Annotated in this window: 18 protein-coding genes; 4 read left to right on the top strand and 14 right to left on the bottom strand. The window is 70.5% G+C overall.

Annotation, left to right across the window (positions count from 1 at the left end):
- The first annotated feature begins 43 nt into the window (after positions 1-43).
- Positions 44-430 carry a metal-sensitive transcriptional regulator gene (locus tag ACIA8X_RS42155; protein ID WP_393452158.1) on the top strand — a complete coding sequence of 129 codons (387 nt, stop codon included), beginning with the start codon at positions 44-46 and terminating at the stop codon, positions 428-430.
- Between the two features lie 42 nt (positions 431-472).
- Here the strand turns inward: ACIA8X_RS42155 and ACIA8X_RS42150 are convergent, their stop codons facing one another.
- Positions 473-649: a hypothetical protein gene (locus ACIA8X_RS42150; RefSeq protein ID WP_393452161.1), complete on the bottom strand. Its 177-nt coding sequence runs from the start codon at positions 647-649 to the stop codon at positions 473-475.
- 110 nt (positions 650-759) lie between these two features.
- Entirely contained in the window at positions 760-1,599 is an 840-nt protein-coding gene (locus ACIA8X_RS42145) for a hypothetical protein (RefSeq protein WP_393452164.1), read from the bottom strand.
- Between the two features lie 126 nt (positions 1,600-1,725).
- Here ACIA8X_RS42145 and ACIA8X_RS42140 point away from each other — a divergent pair, with 126 nt between their 5' ends.
- Entirely contained in the window at positions 1,726-1,905 is a 180-nt protein-coding gene (locus ACIA8X_RS42140) for a hypothetical protein (protein WP_393452167.1), read from the top strand.
- Positions 1,906-2,045: 140 nt separating this feature from the next.
- Here the strand turns inward: ACIA8X_RS42140 and pstB are convergent, their stop codons facing one another.
- From pstB to mshD, 12 genes are all read right to left on the bottom strand, one after another.
- Entirely contained in the window at positions 2,046-2,822 is a 777-nt protein-coding gene (gene pstB / locus ACIA8X_RS42135; RefSeq protein WP_393452170.1) for a phosphate ABC transporter ATP-binding protein PstB, read from the bottom strand.
- A gap of 54 nt (positions 2,823-2,876) precedes the next feature.
- Positions 2,877-3,938 carry a phosphate ABC transporter permease PstA gene (gene pstA, locus ACIA8X_RS42130; protein WP_399460534.1) on the bottom strand — a complete coding sequence of 354 codons (1,062 nt, stop codon included), beginning with the start codon at positions 3,936-3,938 and terminating at the stop codon, positions 2,877-2,879.
- Complete coding sequence (pstC, locus tag ACIA8X_RS42125; RefSeq protein ID WP_393452176.1) at positions 3,935-4,936, bottom strand: phosphate ABC transporter permease subunit PstC; 1,002 nt, start codon at positions 4,934-4,936, stop codon at positions 3,935-3,937. The genes pstA and pstC overlap by 4 nt, the downstream gene beginning before the upstream one ends.
- Before the next feature lie 103 nt (positions 4,937-5,039).
- Positions 5,040-6,164, bottom strand: a complete 1,125-nt coding sequence (pstS, locus tag ACIA8X_RS42120) for a phosphate ABC transporter substrate-binding protein PstS (RefSeq protein WP_393452179.1) — start codon at positions 6,162-6,164, stop codon at positions 5,040-5,042.
- A gap of 328 nt (positions 6,165-6,492) precedes the next feature.
- Complete coding sequence (locus ACIA8X_RS42115) at positions 6,493-6,945, bottom strand: NUDIX hydrolase (protein ID WP_393452182.1); 453 nt, start codon at positions 6,943-6,945, stop codon at positions 6,493-6,495.
- 18 nt (positions 6,946-6,963) lie between these two features.
- Positions 6,964-8,058, bottom strand: coding sequence for a CHAD domain-containing protein (locus ACIA8X_RS42110; RefSeq protein WP_399460533.1), 1,095 nt, complete (start codon positions 8,056-8,058; stop codon positions 6,964-6,966).
- Entirely contained in the window at positions 8,039-10,273 is a 2,235-nt protein-coding gene (locus tag ACIA8X_RS42105; protein ID WP_399460532.1) for an RNA degradosome polyphosphate kinase, read from the bottom strand. Before ACIA8X_RS42105 ends, ACIA8X_RS42110 begins: the two co-directional genes overlap by 20 nt.
- A 318-nt stretch (positions 10,274-10,591) precedes the next feature.
- Positions 10,592-11,527, bottom strand: a complete 936-nt coding sequence (locus ACIA8X_RS42100; protein ID WP_399460531.1) for a hypothetical protein — start codon at positions 11,525-11,527, stop codon at positions 10,592-10,594.
- Positions 11,524-12,525: an ABC transporter permease gene (locus ACIA8X_RS42095; RefSeq protein ID WP_393452193.1), complete on the bottom strand. Its 1,002-nt coding sequence runs from the start codon at positions 12,523-12,525 to the stop codon at positions 11,524-11,526. The genes ACIA8X_RS42100 and ACIA8X_RS42095 overlap by 4 nt, the downstream gene beginning before the upstream one ends.
- On the bottom strand, positions 12,522-13,409 hold the full coding sequence (locus ACIA8X_RS42090) for an ABC transporter ATP-binding protein (RefSeq protein ID WP_399460530.1): 888 nt from the start codon (positions 13,407-13,409) through the stop codon (positions 12,522-12,524). The genes ACIA8X_RS42095 and ACIA8X_RS42090 overlap by 4 nt, the downstream gene beginning before the upstream one ends.
- Positions 13,406-13,792: a GntR family transcriptional regulator gene (locus ACIA8X_RS42085; RefSeq protein WP_399460529.1), complete on the bottom strand. Its 387-nt coding sequence runs from the start codon at positions 13,790-13,792 to the stop codon at positions 13,406-13,408. Before ACIA8X_RS42085 ends, ACIA8X_RS42090 begins: the two co-directional genes overlap by 4 nt.
- A gap of 92 nt (positions 13,793-13,884) precedes the next feature.
- Entirely contained in the window at positions 13,885-14,811 is a 927-nt protein-coding gene (gene mshD, locus ACIA8X_RS42080; protein WP_393452202.1) for a mycothiol synthase, read from the bottom strand.
- Between the two features lie 155 nt (positions 14,812-14,966).
- Between mshD and ACIA8X_RS42075 the strand changes: the two genes are divergently transcribed.
- Both ACIA8X_RS42075 and ACIA8X_RS42070 read left to right on the top strand, forming a co-directional pair.
- The gene (locus tag ACIA8X_RS42075; protein ID WP_393452205.1) at positions 14,967-16,781 is read left to right on the top strand and encodes a bifunctional metallophosphatase/5'-nucleotidase; all 1,815 of its coding nucleotides are present in this window, start codon (positions 14,967-14,969) and stop codon (positions 16,779-16,781) included.
- A gap of 80 nt (positions 16,782-16,861) precedes the next feature.
- Entirely contained in the window at positions 16,862-18,109 is a 1,248-nt protein-coding gene (locus ACIA8X_RS42070) for a DUF2993 domain-containing protein (protein WP_399460528.1), read from the top strand.
- The last annotated feature ends 124 nt before the right edge of the window (positions 18,110-18,233 follow it).

Here is an 18,233-nt window from a genome sequence, read left to right as displayed (position 1 = left end):
ACCCAGTAGGGGTATATGAAGCGGTTTACGTCTGGAGGACGCGATGACGACCACCGAGGCCGGCGCGGGTGCGACCTCCGCCGCTGAGCAAGCCGTCGAGGCGAACGTCACGGACGTCACGGAGGTCGTGACGGACCATGACCGGGGCATCCACGGCTACCACAAACAGAAGGACGAACACCTCAAGCGCCTGCGCCGTATCGAGGGCCAGATCCGCGGCCTCCAGCGCATGGTCGACGAGGACGTCTACTGCATCGACATACTCACGCAGGTGTCCGCCTCCACCAAGGCCCTGCAGTCCTTCGCCCTCCAACTGCTGGAGGAACACCTGCGCCACTGCGTCGCCGACGCGGCCCTCAAGGGCGGTGCGGAGATCGACGCGAAGGTGGAGGAGGCCACGAAGGCGATCGGGCGGCTCCTGCGGACGTGAGGTCCGCCTCTCACTCGCCGGCTGGCTCACGCACCGGCCGGCTCACCCACCCGCCGCGTCCCGCTCCTCCGCCACGCGCAGCACCTCGTCGATGTCCTCCAGGCTGAGCCGGTCCTCCCGGGCGGCCGAGGCGGCGATGATCAGCTCTCCGCACAGTTCGATCTCGGCGAGGGCCACGTGGTCCTGAACTGCCGTACCGCCGACCGGAGCCACGTGCATCACCTCTTCTCTGCCGTTACCGACTTCCTAGAGTAGGGAGCGGCCTACGCACCGCGCATGGCACGGAAGGGCTAGTTCTTGACGCCCGTCACGCACGCACACGCCGGCCCTCACTCCTCGGCGATCTTGCCCGCGTAGATGTCCTCGCGGTCCGGAAGGCGTACGTCGACAGGGGCACCGAAGTCATACAGCAAGGTCGTCGAGGCCACCGCGACCGCACCGGTCGGCTGGCCGTTGACGAAGCTGAACCGGTGCCGGACCTTCCGGATCCGGCCATCGTCGTCGAGATACACGTCGAACGGCACCTGGTCCGTGGCGAACCCTTTCGCCGCCGCCGCGAGGGCGTCCTTGTTCCCGTCGGAGGCGTCCTTGGCGGCCGTACCGAGATCAGCGGTCCCCCGGTAGTGCCGCACGGGGGTACCCGCGATCTCCTCCTCGCCCACATACGTCGCGGTCCGCGTCCCCCGCAGCACCTCGGCGGCGGCGTACGGATCGGTGGCACCGCCGGTGACCAGATTCCCGTCCGAGAGCGTGCGCGTGTCGACGCGCACCCACTTGTCGGCGGGCACTCCGGCACCGCGGTTCTTCATGAACAGCGCCCCGGGAGCGAGGAGCTCCATGATCGGCCGGTGCGCGGTGGCGCCGGCGGGATCCTGGGGCAACAGCACCTTCAACTGGCCGACCTGCCTGCGGAAGTCGTACACACCCTCGCCGCGGATGGTGACGCGGGTGCCGCCGGTGGCCATCTCCATGGAGGTGCGGGCCTTGGAACTGCGGGCGCCGACGAGCGCGTCGGCAGCGCGCCGCACGACCTCCGTGGCGTCCCGACCACGCGAATCCTCGGCGGCCGCCCCGCTCTCCGCGCACCCGCTGCCTGCCAGACAGAGACACAGGACCCCGGCGGCAACGCCTGCTCCATACCTCCGCCTGTGCTGCTGCCGCTCCGTCATCGCCTGCCTACCCCCAGCCAGTACGTCCGTCACGGGCCCCCTGTCGTTCCGGTTAACGACGGGTAGGTGCCCTCGTCACGCCGCCCGGAGGCGTTGGACGTACTTGCCTTGGGTAACGTTGTCGACGTGGCGCAGCAGGACGGACCGACAGCCCCCGGAAATCATCGCGGCCCCGAGGAACACCGCACTTCGACGGTGGAGAAGGGCCGCTTCTGCTCGGCGCATTGCAGTTGCGGCTGGCGGGGGCCGGCGAGACGGGCGCGGAGTCTGGCGCGTACGGATGCGGAAGGCCATACGCAGGTGTGACCAGGTGACCCGGCGCCAAGAAGGCGTCCCGCACACGGAGACGGGCCCGCCCCCTGGGAGCCAGGGGGCGGGCCCTTTATCTGCCTCGCGGTGGCACCGCCATGCAGCACCGCGAGGGGTTCATGTCGTCGGGCGTCGGCTCAGCCGAAGCGGCCCGAGATGTAGTCCTCGGTGGCCTGGACCGACGGGTTGGAGAAGATGCGCTCCGTGTCGTCGATCTCGATCAGCTTGCCGGGCTGGCCGACGGCGGCCAGGTTGAAGAAGGCGGTGCGGTCGGAGACGCGGGCCGCCTGCTGCATGTTGTGCGTCACGATGACGATCGTGAAGCGCTCCTTCAGCTCGCCGATCAGGTCCTCGATGGCGAGGGTGGAGATCGGGTCGAGGGCCGAGCAGGGCTCGTCCATGAGGAGGACCTTGGGCTCCACGGCGATCGCCCGCGCGATGCACAGGCGCTGCTGCTGGCCGCCGGAGAGGCCGGAACCCGGCTTGTTCAGGCGGTCCTTGACCTCGTTCCAGAGGTTGGCGCCCTTGAGGGACTTCTCCACGACGTCGTCCAGCTGCGACTTCTTGTACGAGCCGTTCAGCCTCAGACCGGCCGCGACGTTGTCGTAGACCGACATCGTGGGGAACGGGTTCGGCCGCTGGAACACCATGCCGACCTCACGCCGCACCGTCACCGGGTCGACCCCGGCGCCGTACAGGTTCTCGTCGTCGAGCATGACCTTGCCCTCGACCCGGCCGCCGGGGGTGACCTCGTGCATGCGGTTGAGGGTGCGCAGGAAGGTGGACTTGCCGCAGCCGGACGGGCCGATGAAGGCCGTCACGGAGCGGGGCTCGACGGTCATCGAGATGTCCTCGATGGCACGGAACGTTCCGTAGTAGGCGTGCAGGCCGCTGACGTCAATTCGCTTGGCCATGGATATCACTGCTTCTTTCGAATCCGAGTCGCTGACTGTTCACACTTGGCCGCGTCAGCGACCGGTCTTGGGGGCCTTCCAGCGGGCGAGAGCCCGGGCCGCCAGGTTCAGGATCATCACGAAGATGATCAGCGTGAGGGCCGCGGCCCAGGCGCGGTCGATGCCCGCGTCCGATCCGGCGCTCAGCGTGTACTGCTGGTAGATGTACAGCGGCAGCGACGCCTGCGGACCCTCGAACGGGTTGTTGTTGATGAACGGGTTGCCGAACACCACCAGCAGCACGGGCGCGGTCTCGCCGGCGATACGGGCCACCGCCAGCATGATGCCTGTGGTGATACCGCCGATCGCGGTGGGCAGGACCACCTTCAGGATCGTGCGCCACTTCGGCACGCCGAGGGCCAGGGCGGCCTCACGCAGCTCGTTCGGGACGAGCTTGAGCATCTCCTCGGTGGAGCGGACCACGATCGGCAGCATCAGGATCGTCAGCGCGAGAGCGCCGGCGAGGCCGGAGAACTCCAGGTCGAAGGCCAGCAGGATGCTGAGGATGAACAGACCGGCGACGATCGACGGGATACCGGTCATCACGTCGACGAAGAAGGTGACGGCACGGGCGAGCGCACCGCGCCCGTACTCCACCAGGTAGATCGCGGTGAGCACACCGATCGGCGCGGCGATCAGGGTGGCGATGCCGACCTGCTCCAGGGTGCCGATGATGGCGGCGTAGACACCGCCGCCCGGCTCGGAGTTGCCGACGACGCCCATCGAGTGGCTCAGGAAATATCCGTCGAGGACCTTGATACCGCGCACGACGGTCGCCCAGATCAGCGACGCGAGCGGCACCACGGCGAGCAGGAAGGCGACCCAGACCAGCGAGGTCGCGATGCGGTCCTTGGCCTGGCGGCGGTTCTCGACGCGCGCCGAGATGACATACGTACCGAGGATGTAGAGGATCGCGGCGATCAGGCCCCACTGGATCTTGCTCTCGATCCCGGTGGCCAGGCTGAGGCCGATGGAGACGGCGAGCGAACCCGCGGCGATCCCCAACGGGGCCCACTTCGGCAGCTGGCCGCCCTGCAGGGAGCCAGGGCGCTTGTCGGTGACGGCTGAGTGGCTCATGCGTTGGCCCCCGAGTACTCCTTGCGACGGGCGATGATCATGCGGGCCGCGCCGTTGACCAACAGGGTGATGACGAACAGGACCAGACCGGAGGCGATCAGCGCGTCACGGCCGAACTCGTCCGCCTCGGGGAACTTGGCGGCGATGTTCTGGGCGAAGGTGCCGCCGCCGCCGTTCAGCAGGCTGAGGTGGATCAGGAAGTCGGGGGAGAGCACGGTGGCGACGGCCATCGTCTCGCCGAGCGCGCGGCCGAGGCCGAGCATCGAGGCGGAGATCACGCCGGAGCGGCCGAAGGGCAGCACCGACATGCGGATGACCTCCCAGCGCGTGGCGCCGAGGGCCAGGGCCGCCTCTTCGTGCATCTGCGGAACCTGGTTGAAGACCTCACGGCTGACGTTCGTGATGATCGGCAGGATCATGATCGCGAGCAGGATGCCGACGGTGAGCATCGAGCGCGCCGGGCCTTCGTCCCAGGAGAAGATGCCGGTCCAGCTGAAGTAGTCGTTCAGCCAGCCGAACAGGCCGTCCATGTGCGGTACGAGGATCAGGGCGCCCCAGAGGCCGTACACGATGGACGGTACGGCGGCGAGCAGGTCGATCACGTACGCGATCGTGCCGCCCAGCTTGCGCGGGGCGTAGTGGGTGATGAACAGCGCGATGGCGACGGCGATCGGGACGGCGATGACCATGGCGATGATCGAGGAGATGATCGTCCCGTAGGCCAGGACCGCGATACCGAAGACCGGCGGCTTCGTGCCGGTGCTCCACTCGAAGGTCGTGAGGAAGTTGCCCTCGTCCTCGCTGATGGCGATGACGGCTCGCCAGGTGAGGAAGGCCGCGATCGCGCCCATGACCACGAGCAGGAAGACGCCGGACCCTCGGGCGAGACCGAGGAAGACCCGGTCTCCGGGGCGGGTGGCGCCGCGGGCGGCACGCTTGCGCTCGCCCTCGGTCGGCAGGGGCGCGGGGGGAGGTGTGTCTTGTGTGGCTATGTCCATCGGGTTCTCCGGTCTGCGGAGCCGTACTCAGCGTACGGATCCATGGCGGCGGTGCACCGGACGGTGCGGCCCGGTCTCGGTGAGACCGGGCCGCACTCTCAAATCAGCTCAGGCCCGCGATGGTGGTGCGGACCTTGGAGATGATGTCGGCGGGGATCGGGGCGTAGGAGTTCTCGGCGAGAATGCCCTGGCCGTCCTCGCTGGCGATGTAGGTCAGGAACGCCTTGACGGCCGGCAGCGTCTCGGCCTTGTTGCCCTTGTCGCAGACGATCTCGTACGTGACCAGGGTGATCGGGTAGGCGCCGTCGGCCTTGGTCGTGTAGTTGATCTCGAGCGCGAGGTCCTTGCCGGTGCCGACGACCTTGGCGTCCGCGATGGCGGCGGTGGCGCTGTCGGAGGAGGGCTTGACCGGCTCGGCCGCACCCGTGTTGATGGCGACGGTCGACATGCCCTTGGCGTAGGACTCCTCCATGTAGCTGATGGAGCCGGAGGTCTGCTTGACCGCCTGGGCGACACCGGAGGAGCCGGACGCGGCCTGGCCGCCCGGAGCGGTCCACGCCTTGCCGCCCTCGAACTTCCAGTTGTCCGGGGTGGCGGCCGTCAGGTACTTGGTGAAGTTGTCCGTGGTGCCGGACTCGTCCGAGCGGTGGAACGCCTGGATCTTGGTGCTGGGCAGCTTCGCGCCGGTGTTCAGCTTCTTGATCGCGGCGTCGTCCCAGGTCTTGATCTTGCCGCTGAAGATCTTGGCGATCGTCGGCGCGTCGAGAACCAGGTTGTCGACACCCTCGACGTTGTACGCGAGGGCGATGGCGCCGCCGACCATCGGGAGGTCGATGCCCTGGCCGCCGTTGGTGCACGCGGTCTTCTTGGACTCGGCGATCTCCTCGGGCTTCAGCGCGGAGTCCGAACCGGCGAAGGCGACCGTGCCCTGGTTGAACGCTGTGACACCGGCGCCGGAGCCGCCGCCCTTGTAGTTGATCTGGACGCCCTGGCAGGCGGCAGAGAACTGCTTGACCCAGGCGTCGATCGCGTTCTTCTGCGCGGACGAGCCGTCGGCCAGCAGCTGGCCCTTGGCGTCGTCACACTTGATGTTGCCGGCGTTGGCGGTGGAGGTGGTGCCCCCGCCGTTGCCGGTGTCGTCGGAGCCGCACGCCGTCAGGGCCAGGGCGCCGGAGACGGCGAGAGCGCCGAGAGCGAGGGCCCGCCGGTTCTTGCGCTGAAGCTTCACTTGAGGGAGTTCCTTCCAGGAGCCGCCGTCCTGAAATTCGGCGGCGTGCGAAGAATGGGTGATGCCGGCACGTCCCCCCAGGGCGCGGTCCGTCATCGTGCAGGGCCGAAATTAGGCAGATCAGGTGAAGGCGCCGAAGGGCGTAAATGAACGAGGGGTGAACCCCTGGGGACGGTGCGGTGAGGTAACGGAACGCTCACGTTGGGGACACGGCGCGGTACCAACGCTACCGCTGGATGTCGGCGACTCTGTGTAGTGGCGTCACTGCGGAGAGGGGCCGTTTCCGGACACCCGGGCGGCCCCTCTGTCGTCGTGTACATCGTCCCGGCTACGTCATGTGCAGGGAGCTGAGGAGGGCGTCGACCAGCGTGCGGTCCCGGGGCTGGGTCAGCCGGGTCCGGGCCGCCGTGGGGGAGAGCCACAGCAGGCGGTCCACCTCGGTGCTCGGGGCGAAGACGCCGGGGCCCGCCTCGGCCGCCCAGTAGCGGACCTGCTTGGGGCGGCCGCCCGCCAGGTACCGCATCGTCGGCAGCTCGGCGCCCGGCTGGGCGGCGTGGCCCGTCTCCTCCGCCACCTCGCGCAGGGCACCGGTGAGGGGGTCCTCGTCGCGCTTCAGCTTGCCTTTCGGGTGCGACCAGTCGTCGTACTTCGGTCGGTGGACCAGGCATATCTCCAGCTCACCGTCTACCGGCGAACGCCGCCACAGGACACAGCCGGCGGCGTGGACGATGAAGTCGTTCGCGTGAGTCACCGGGCGTATGCCTCCTTCAGGGGACCCCATGAAGTCCCCATGGGGTGCCTAGGGGGTGCCTACCGTCTGCATCTGCCAGGACTGCTGGAACGCGAAACGCGCCGCCTCCACCTCGTGCCGCTGGTCGGCGTGCAGCACGCCGAGGGCGTACGCCGTCGCCGGGGCGATCCGCGGGGTGCGGGCAGCCTGGGCCGCCGCTGCCGCCGCCTCGGAGGCGTCGCGGTGCCGGTTGAGTGCCTGGCCCGCCGCCAGCAGCCGTACGTCCACCGGCGAGTTGTCGCCGTGCAGGACCTCGCGGGCGTAGCGGTGCAGGCGCAGCAGCAGGCGGACCTGGTGCCAGGGGGCGTCCTGCGGATGCGGGGCCGGGTCCGGGGAGAGGCCGTGGATCAGGGCCTCGGCGTTGTAGGGGTGGCCGGCGGTCACCAGGGGGAGCGCCGCGACGGCGTCGGTGAGCCGCTCCTCGGCGGCGGTGGCGAGGGGGCACAGGTCGGCGGTGGCCGCGGCGGAGGTCAGGGGGACCTCGCTGGCCAGTACGGCGATGTTGTCGGCGACGGCGTGGAAGCGGGAGGAGCCGAGGGCCTGCAGGGCGGTGCTGTGCGCCCGGGTCCGGGCGAGGGTGAGCTGCCGTTCGAGCAGGGCGCCCGCTTTGGCCGCGCCCACCGTGAGGTTGCCGCGCTCCGGGGTGGGCGCCGCGGCGGGGGGACCCGAGGCCACCTCCGCCGAGCCAGCTCCCGCACCCGCCCCGCCCACGTCGCTCGTGCCCAGCTGGGCAGGCAGGACCGTCGCCCCCGACAGCCGGTGCAGGGCCAGCAGGAGGCGTTCCAGCCGGCCCGCGTACGCGTGTTCCATGGCCAGCGTTCCGGAGAGCCAGGCCAGTTCCGGGCGGATGGCCTCCGACCAGTCGGTGTCCAGCAAGGGGCGGAACGTGTGCAGGCTGGCGCTGATACGGCGGGCCGAGCGGCGCAGGGCCCGGGCCGCGTCTACGGACTCCGCCGAGCCGTTGGCCGCCCCTCCACCGTTCTCCCGGTGCAGGCGCAGGGCTCGGAGGAACTCCGTGGCCTGGGCGCGCAGGTAGCCCCCGAGGGCGTCCCCGGTCACGGCCCTGGCCGCGGGGTCCGTCGGATCAAGGTGTTGCTGTGCCACGCCGGCGCCTCCGGGCGTCTATGAGCATCTCCTGGACGTTGCGCAACGGCTGGCCGTCCGCGTCCGTCGCGTGCCGCGTCCACTCACCCTCCGGCCCGAGGTGCCAGGACGCGGTGGAGTCGGACATACCGGTCTCCAGGAGCCGGTTGAGCGCGGCGCGGTGGGCCGGGTCGGTGACCCTGACCAGGGCTTCGATACGTCGGTCGAGGTTGCGGTGCATCATGTCGGCGCTGCCGATCCACACCTCGGGCTCGCCGCCGTTGCCGAAGCCGAAGACCCGGGAGTGTTCGAGGAAGCGGCCGAGGACGGAGCGGACGCGGATGTTCTCCGACAGCCCTGCCACACCCGGGCGGACCGCGCAGATGCCGCGGACCCAGATGTCGACCGGCACGCCCGCCTGGGACGCGCGGTAACAGGCGTCGATGAGCGCCTCGTCGACGATCGAGTTGACCTTGATGCGGACGTGGGCGGGACGCCCGGCACGGTGGTGCTGGACCTCCTTGTCGATCCGCGAGACCAGGCCGTCGCGCAGGGACTTGGGGGCGACCAGCAGCCGCCGGTACGTCTCCCGGCGCGAGTAGCCGGAGAGACGGTTGAACAGGTCGGACAGGTCGGCGCCGACCTGGGGGTCGGCCGTCAGCAGGCCCAGGTCCTCGTAGAGCCGGGCCGTCTTCGGGTGGTAGTTGCCGGTGCCGACATGGCTGTAGCGCCGGAGGGTGTCGCCCTCCTGGCGGACCACCAGCGACAGCTTGCAGTGGGTCTTCAGGCCGACGAGGCCGTAGACGACATGGCAGCCGGCCTCCTCCAGCTTGCGCGCCCACTTGATGTTGGCGTGCTCGTCGAAGCGGGCCTTGATCTCGACCAGGACAAGCACCTGCTTGCCGGCCTCGGCGGCGTCGATGAGCGCGTTGACTATGGGGGAGTCGCCGGAGGTCCGGTACAGGGTCTGCTTGATCGCGAGGACGTCCGGGTCGTCGGCCGCCTGCTCCAGGAAGGCCTGCACGGAGGTGGAGAACGAGTCGTACGGGTGGTGGAGGAGGACGTCCCGGTTGCGCAGGGCCGCGAAGATGTCCGGCGCGGACGCCGACTCGACCTCGGCGAGGTCGCGATGGGTGCCCGCGATGAACTTCTGGTACTTCAGTTCGGGCCGGTCGACGGAGGCGATGCGGAAGAGGCCGGTGAGGTCCAGGGGGCCGGTCAGCGGGTAGACCTCGGCCTCGCTGATCTTCAGCTCGCGCACCAGCAGGTCGAGGACCTCCTGGTTGATGCTCTCCTCGACCTCAAGGCGCACCGGCGGACCGAAGCGGCGCCGCATGAGTTCCTTCTCCAGGGCCTGGAGGAGGTTCTCGGCGTCGTCCTCCTCGACCTCCAGGTCCTCGTTGCGGGTGACCCGGAAGGCGTGGTGCTCCAGCACCTCCATGCCCGGGAACAGCTCCTCCAGGTGCGCGCCGATGACGTCCTCCAGCGGCACGTACCGGCCGGGGGAGGCCTCCAGGAAGCGGGAGAGCAGCGGCGGCACCTTCACCCGGGCGAAGTGCGGCGTGCCGGTGACGGGGTTGCGCACGCGCACGGCCAGGTTCAGGGACAGGCCGGAGATGTACGGGAACGGGTGCGCCGGGTCGACCGCCAGCGGGGTCAGGACCGGGAAGATCTGGTGCCGGAACAGGGTGAAGAGGCGCGCCTGCTCCTTCTCCGTCAGCTCGTTCCAGCGGACCAGGTGGATGCCCTCCTCCGCGAGGGCGGGGGCGACGTCCTCGTGGTAGCAGGCGGCGTGCCGGGCCATCAGCTCGCGCGAGCGGGCCCAGATCATCTCCAGGACCTCGCGGGGCTGCAGGCCGGACGCGGACCGGGTGGCGACACCGGTCGCGATACGGCGCTTCAGACCGGCCACCCGGACCATGAAGAACTCGTCCAGGTTGCTGGCGAAGATCGCCAGGAAGTTGGCCCGCTCCAGGAGCGGGGTGTTCGGGTCCTCGGCGAGTTCGAGGACGCGCTCGTTGAACGCGAGCCAGCTGCGCTCCCGGTCCAGGAAGCGGCCCTGGGGCAGCTGGACCCCGTCGACGAGTGACTCCTCGTAGGCGTCGAGGTCGGCGTCGATGTCCGGTTCCAGGTCGGAGACGACCGCGGAGACCGTGTGCGGGCGGTGCGCCGCTATGGAGCCCACGGAGGGCTGCGCGTGCTGGACGTTGGCCTGGGAGTTTGTGGACTGGCTCATATGTCCATTGTTCCGCGTGTCCAGGCCGATGGGCGCGTCGGAAAGCGCGGGTGGGAGCGTCGCGGGGAGGTGTCGGGCGTCCCCGTTCCTCGCGTTTCCCTCCGGGGGCGGCGCGGGCGCTGGCACGGCGGCGGTCATTGGCTGAGCGTCGCAAGTCCGTCTGAACCAATGGTTACGGAGACATGGCGTGCGGGATAGCGGAGGGCGGCTCGCGGGCGTCTACATGACGGGACGGTTGCCCGCGCACACGTCTGAGCCGCACGTCCCTCCCCCCGTGGAGGGACGTGCGGCTGGTCTTCGGGGACGTGCGGCCGGCCCTTACGGGGTGCGGCGGCGCAGCACCGCGAAGGCGGCGAGGGTCGCGGCGGCGGCCACGGTGAGGGCGATGCCGGTCTCGATGTACTGAAGCGGCCAGAAGTGGGACCCGGGGTGGAAGGTGACCTCGACGGTCGTGACGCCCCCCTCGCCGGTCGAGGCCCAGGCCACCGTCCAGGCGGAGCGACCCGGATCGAGGCCCTCGGGCCCGGTGCGGGTGACCGTCGGCAGCAGGTCCTCGCGGTAGCGCTCCAGCACGTTGTAGAGGAGCAGCGCGGCGGCGAGCCCCACCCCGGCGGCGGGCAGTGCCCGGCGCAGCAGCAGTCCGGCGAGGGCGCCGAGGGCGAGGCCGGCCAGGACGTAGCCGACGGCCGCCGGGCCGGTGCCGACGAAGACGTCCGGGCCGTACCAGTCGCCGACCACGTTGGCGTTGCCGTCCGTCTGTGCCCAGCGGTTCAGCAGCACGATCGCGCCGGTGCCGGCGGCGAGCAGGACCGCCGGGACGGCGAGCTTGGCGGCCAGCCAGCGGACCGGGCTGACCGACTGGGTCCAGGCGAGCCGTGCGGTGCCGTTCTCCAGTTCCCGCGCGATGAGGGCGCCGCCCGCCCAGGCGGCCACGGGGAAGATCGACCACGACAGGGTCGTGGTGATCAGGCTGATGCCGTCGGAGTAGTAGTCGTCGACGGTGATCGCCTGGATCGAGGCGCAGGAGGGGAGGCCGTCCGCGGCGATCGGCTCGGCGCACGGGACGTAGGCCCGGCGGGCCTCGTCCGCGACGCTGTACAGCCAGATCAGGCCCGCCGTCGCGGCGGTCAGGGCGAGCACCCAGAAGACGAGGGCCGTCTGGTGCACCCGCAAGACGGCCCAGACAAGGCCGCGCGGCCCGCGCGTGGTGCGGCGGTCGGCCGGGGTGCTCGTGGCGGTGAGGGTGGCGGTCATGCGGCGGCTCCGGTACGGCGCTTCAGCAGCAGGAAGGCGATCAGGACCGCCAGGGCCGTGACGGCGAGGACGATGCCCGTCTCGACGAGTTGCAGGGGCCAGAAGTGGGAGGAGGGGTGGTAGTCGCGGTAGAAGCCGACGATGCCGTTCTCGGCGAGGCACTTGGCGTCGTCGACGCAGATGGGGTCCGGGACGCGGGCGCCGGTGGAGGTGAGGCCGCCCTCGTCGAGGACCATGCCGGTGTACGGCGGGTACTCGCCCTTGCTCGTGAGCGTCTCGACCGGCCACAGGCGCGGGCGCAGTGTGCTGAGGGTCTGCATGAGGATCAACAGGCCGACGACCGCCGTGCCGAGCGCGGGCAGGGCGCGGCGCTGGAGCAGGCCCGCGAGGACGCCGACGGCGAGGCCGAGCAGTGCGTAGGCGGTGGCGAGGGTGCCGTTGGCCAGGAAGATGTCGTCCTCGTACCACTCCCGCCAGGGCGTGATCGACCGCAGTACGGCGGTCGACGACCACGCCATGCGGTGCAGCAGCGTGAGCACGGTCGTGCCCGCCACGAGCAGGACGGCCGGGACGGCGAGCTTGGCGGCCAGCCAGCGGGCCGGGGACACGGACTGGGTCCAGGCCAACTGGGCGGTGCCGCTCTCCAGTTCACGCCCGATGAGCGCGCCGCCGGCCCACGCGGCGACGAGCAGCGGCACGAAGCTCAGGAGTGGGTCGCCGAGGCTGTTGGCCAGGCCGAGGCGGCTGATGGCGGGGCCCGAGTTGTCGCAATCCAGGCTGACATCTGCCAAGTGGCAGCCCATCGCCCGGTATTCGGCCAAGGCGGCGTCCGTCCCCGGCCCGTACGCGAACAGCAGCGCCCCCGCGCCGACGGCCACCAGCAGCACCCAGAACCACAGCGCCCAGTGGTGCACCCGCAGCATCGCCCAGACCAGTCCGCGCGGCCCGCGGGAGGGCGCGACGGTGGCGGACCTCTCCATGGTCACGGCGGTGGTCATACGGCGGCCTCCCGCACGGAGTCGAGCCGCAGGGCCGGCGCCTCGGGGGCGCGCAGGTGGGCGAGGACCAGCTCCTCCAGGGTCGGGACGGTGGCCTGCAAGCCGTCGCCGAGGGGGCCCTCGGGGCGTACGAGTGCGGTGAGTTGGCGTCCCGTCGTGCGGGACTCGATCACGCCGTGCGGGTCCAGGGAGGCGTCGGCGCGGCCGGTGACGAGGCGGTGCGCGGCGAGCAGGTCGTCCAGCGGGCCGGCGAGGCGGACGCGGCCGGCGCCGAGCAGCAGGAGGTGGTCGCAGGCACCGTCCAGCTCGGCCACGACGTGCGAGGACATGACAACCGTGGTGCCGTGGTCGGCGGCGTCGGCCATGAGCGTGGCCATCAGCTGGTGCCGGGCGAGCGGGTCGAGGTCGGCCATCGGCTCGTCCAGGAGCAGCAGTTCGGGGCGCTTGCCGAGGGCGAGGGCGAGCGCGACGCGGGTGCGCTGGCCGCCGGAGAGTGTGCGGATCTTGGCGTCCGGTTCGAGGTCGCCCTCGGCGACGATCCGCTCGGCGACCCGGTCGTCCCAGCGGCGGGGGTTGAGCTCGCGGCCGAAGCGCAGGGTGTCGGCGATGGTGAGCTGCGGGTGCAGGGGCTTGTCCTGGGCGACGTACGCGATCCGCTCGCGGGCGGCCGTCGGGGCCTGGCCGAGGACGGTGATCGTGCCGTCGGTGGGTCGCGCCAGGCCGGCCGTGAGCGAGAGGAGGGTCGACTTGCCCGCGCCGTTCGGTCCGACGACGGCGCAGATCCGGCCCGCCGGGAGCCGGAAGTCGCAGCCGTCCAGCGCCTGCTTGCGGCGCCGCCCGAACGTCTTGCTCAGCGCGGCCGCCTCGATGGCGGTCTCGGTCATGAGTCGTCCCCCTTGAAGTGCGTGTCCAGTACAGAAGTGAAGAGCGCGTCCACGTCGTCGCGCTCCAGGCCGGCCTCGCGGGCCCGCACGGCCCATGCCTCCAGCTCGGTGCGCAGCGGCGAGTCGGCCGGCGCGGTGTTCAGTCCGCGTCGCACGAACGTGCCGAGCCCTCGTCGTGCCTCGACCAGGCCCTCGCGTTCCAGTTCGCGGTAGGCCTTGAGGACGGTGTTGGGGTTGATGGCCGTGGCCTCGACGACCTCACGGGCCGTCGGCAGCTTGTCGCCGGGCTCCAACAGGCCCAGGCGCAGGGCCTGTTTGGTCTGCTGGACGATCTGCACGTAGGTGGCGACGCCGGAGCGCCGGTCGATGCGGTACTCGACCATCCCGTTCCACCACCCTTTCACTAATTGAGTAGTGAAAGGGTGGTGCAAAGAAAGGGGCGGCGTCAAGCTCGCCGCCCCTTACGGGAGTTATGTCAGGTTTCGGTGCGGTACATCAGGTCGGTCTCGTACGTCACGAACCCCAACCGCTCGTACACCGAAACCGCCGCCTTGTTGTCGGCGTCGACGTACAGCATCGCCGTCGGCAGCCCCTGTGCCGCCAGGTGCCGCAGGCCGATCGTCGTCAGGGCCTTGCCGAGGCCGCCGCCCTGGGCGCCCGGCCGCACCCCGAGGACGTACACCTCGCCGAGGCCCTCCTCCGCGTGGACCTTCGTCCAGTGGAAGCCGATGAGGTCGCCGCCGCGTTCCGCCAGGAAGAACCCGGACGCGTCGAACCACGGCTCGGCCTTGCGGTCGTCGAGGTCGCGCTGGGTGAGGGAGCCCTGCTCGGGGTGGTGGGCGAAGGCGGCGGCGTTCACGGCGAGCCAGGCCGTGTCGTCCTGGCCGGGCACGAAGGCGCGGACCGTGACGCCCTCGGGGAGCACCGGGTCCGGCAGGTTCAGGTCCGCCAGCGAGCGGCGCATCTGCCGCAGTTCGCGGAAGAGGGTGAGGCCGAGCACCTGGGAGAGATGGCGGGCGGCGGCGTGGCCGCCGTGGGCCCACACCCGCAGCCGCTTGCCGGACGCGGCGAGGAGGGCCGAGCCCAGCGCACGCCCGTGGCCGTGGCCGCGGTGCGCGGGGTGGACGACCAGCTCGGCGGCCGGCGCCTCCACCGGGTCGGTGTCCTCCAGCTGGGCGTAGCCGACGAGTTCCTCGGCGACGGTCAGCAGCAGATGCGAGACGCCCTCTCGCTCTTCCCCGCGCAACTGGAGCCGCCCCTGCTCGGACACCGCCTGCTGCCCGTCGCTGCGGGCTGCCTCCGCCAGCAGCTCCAGTACGGCCTCGGTCTGCTCGTCGGACAGCGCGGCGTAGGTCTCGATGGCACGGGAGGGGAGGGGGCGTGCGGTGTCGTCGCTGGTCATGCGTACGAGGGTAAGGGGAGTGCCCGGCAATGTGGCGGCAAAGGGGCGGGCAAAGGGAAACCAGAAAGTAACCATGAACCCCCTGTCGCGCTACGCGCGTTGACTTTAGGCTGCGCCCGACGGGGCCATGTCACTTTCGACCCACAGGGGGGCGTATGCCAGCCGAGTCCCAGGCGCACCAGCGCCGCAGACGCCGTACTCACCTTCTCCTCGCCGGAGCCGCCGGTCTCGCCACCGTCGGCGCGCTGGCCGCGGCGCTTCCCGCGACGGCGTCGGCGGAGAGCGCCGAGAAGCACGGCGGCGGTCACCAGTTCAGCCGCTACCAGGACGTGCAGCTGCTGTCCTTCAACGACCTGCACGGCAACCTGGAGCCGCCGGCCGGTTCCTCCGGCCGGGTCACCGAGGTGCAGCACGACGGCACGACGAAGACCATCGACGCGGGCGGCGTGGAGTACCTCGCCACCCATCTGCGTGAGGCCCGCGAGGGCAACAAGTACTCCATCACCGCGGCCGGCGGCGACATGGTCGGCGCGTCCCCGCTGATCTCGGGCCTCTTCCACGACGAGCCCACCATCGAGGCGCTGAACAAGCTCGACCTGGACGTCACCTCGGTCGGCAACCACGAGTTCGACGAGGGCGCCAAGGAACTGGCCCGCCTCCAGAAGGGCGGCTGCCACCCGACGGCCGGCTGCTACGCGGACGAGGAGTTCGAGGGCGCCGACTTCCCCTACCTCGCCGCGAACGTCCTCGACGAGAAGACCGACAAGCCGATCCTCAAGCCCTACTGGGTGTGGAAGAAGAAGGACGTCAAGGTCGGCTTCATCGGCGTGACCCTGGAGGACACCCCCGGTGTCGTCTCCGCGGACGGCGTCAAGGGCCTGAAGTTCAAGGACGAGGTCGAGACGATCAACAAGTACGCCAAGGTGCTCCAGCGCCAGGGCGTGAAGTCGATCGTCGCCCTGATCCACGAGGGCGGGCTGCCGGCTTCGGGGTCGTACAACTACAACTGCGACTCCCCGGGCGCCGGTGACGGCATATCCGGCCCGATCGTCGACATCGCGAAGAACATCACGCCGCAGGTCGACGCGCTGGTCACCGGCCACACCCACGCCGCCTACGTCTGCACGGTCCCCGACCCGGCCGGCAAGCCGCGCATGGTGACCTCGGCCGCGTCTTTCGGCCGCCTCTACACCGACACGACGCTGACGTACGACCGCTTCACCGGCGACATCGCCCGTACGTCCGTGAAGTCGGCGAACCACGTGGTCACCCGGACCGTCGCCAAGGCGCCCGACATGACCGAGCTGATCAGCAAGTGGAACACCCTCGCGGCGCCCATCGGCAACCGCGCGATCGGCTACATCTCCGCCGACATCTCCAACACCGGCACCGAGTCACCGATCGGCGACCTGATCGCCGACGCGCAGCTCGCGCACGGCAAGGAGCTGGACCCGGAGACGGATCTGGCGCTGATGAACCCGGGCGGCGTCCGGGCACCGCTCACCTACGCGGCCAAGGCGAGTGAGGGCGACGGTGTGGTGACGTACGCCGAGGGCTTCACCGTGCAGCCGTTCTCCAACACCGTGAACCTCCAGGACTTCACCGGCGCACAGCTGATCCAGGTGCTCAAGGAGCAGGTCAGCGGCACGAACGCGGCGTCGCCGAAGGTCCTGCAGCCCTCGTCGGGTCTGACGTACACGCTGGACCTGACCAAGTCGGGTGCGGACCGGGTGGTGACGGACTCGATCAAGCTGAACGGCGCCGCCATCGACCCGGCGGCCACCTACCGCGTCGCCACCAACAGCTTCCTCGCGGGCGGCGGCGACGGCTTCCCGACGCTGGGCCAGGGCACGAACGACCTGGTCGGCTCGGACGACCTGACGGCGCTGGAGAAGTACCTGACGGCCAACTCCTCGGCGACGAACCCGATCGCGCCGCCGGCGGCCAACCGGATCACGGTCGTGCAGTAGGACGTGAACTGACGTGAACTAGATCGCATACCTCCGGTTGCGGTTGCGGGTGGGGGGCGTGCGCATGGTCGGATGGGCCGATGCGTTCCCCCCACCACATAACGACGCATCCCTATACGAACCCGTATGAGGAGCTCGGCAGGCTGGACGACGGTCCGCGCGACGTCGGCCCACAGGACCCCGGTCCGCTGGACGAGTTCTTCCACGAGGACGTACCGGACGAGCGTGACGAGGCGGAGGCCCAGGACGATCCCTGGGCCCCGCCCAACCACCGCCGCAGCGGCCGACGCCGCCGCGGCCGTTTCGCGGGGCTTCCCCTCGCGCTGAAGGCGGTCGTCGGCCTCGTCGTCCTCGCCGCCTTCCTCGGCCTCGCCGACCGCTGGGCCCTGCTGTACACCGAGCGCAGAGCGGCGGCCGCCCTCAAGGACCGCCTCGATCTGGCCGCGGCCCCCGAGGTGGAGATCGACGGCTTCCCCTTCCTCACCCAACTCGCCGACGAGCGGCTGGACTCGGTGAAGGTCACCGTCCCCGACGTGGCTGCCGACCGGGTCTCGCTGGCCCAGGTGACGGCGACGGCGTCGGACGTACGACTGGACACCGACGGCCCGGCGTCGGTGCGCGGCGCCGACGTCCCCCACCTGGAGGGCGACGTCCTGCTCTCCTTCGCCGACCTGAACCGTGAACTCGGCGCGTCCCAGGTCACGTTCACCGGCGAGGGCCACGACCGGGTCCGGGCGCGCGGCACACTGCCCGTCGCCGGCCATGACCTCCGGCTCCGTGCCGAGGCCCGCATCGTGCGCGAGGGCGACAGCGGCATCGCGACGCACATCGGCGGAATGCGCCTGGACATCGGGGAGCTGGCCACGTATCGCCCCGGCGCCCGCGCCTCGGAGGGCCTGCACCTGAGCCGGCAGTCGGTGGCCCGCCTCGCCCACGAGACCCGTAAGGCGAAGGCGCTGCTGTCGGTCCCGTCGGTCGTACGGCGGCTCGGGGTCCCCGACTCCGTCGTGCGCGAGGCGCTGCGCAACGAGTCCAAGCTCACCGACCTGACCGGTACCCCGCGCTTCGCCCACCGCGCGATGAAGCTCAACCTCATCGACCTGGCCCTGGAACACCCCGAGCTGCTCAAGCTCCTCGGCTTCGACCCCGCGCTTCTCGACGCCCTGCCCCGGCTCACCCGCCCGGTCCTCGCCGACCAGCTGTCCCTGGGCTTCCGGCTGCCAGAGCCGCCGAGCGGGCGGCTGCGGCTGCGGGACGTGCGGGTGGAGGAGGACGGGATCAGGGTGCGGTTGGAGGGGTCGGGGCTGGCGGTCGGGCGCTCGCGCTGATGCCCGTAATAAATCCTGTGTGAATTCTGCTTCGGTTCCCGGGATTCCCTAAAAATCGATCTCAGGCTCAATTCATTGAGGTCTCAGCCGATTCGGCTTTTTCCGGCTCCGGCATCCCGTAATG

The organism is Streptomyces sp. NPDC051738 (genome assembly GCF_044453205.1).
Lineage (GTDB): Bacteria > Actinomycetota > Actinomycetes > Streptomycetales > Streptomycetaceae > Streptomyces.
This window is presented reverse-complemented; position numbering and strand designations above follow the sequence as displayed.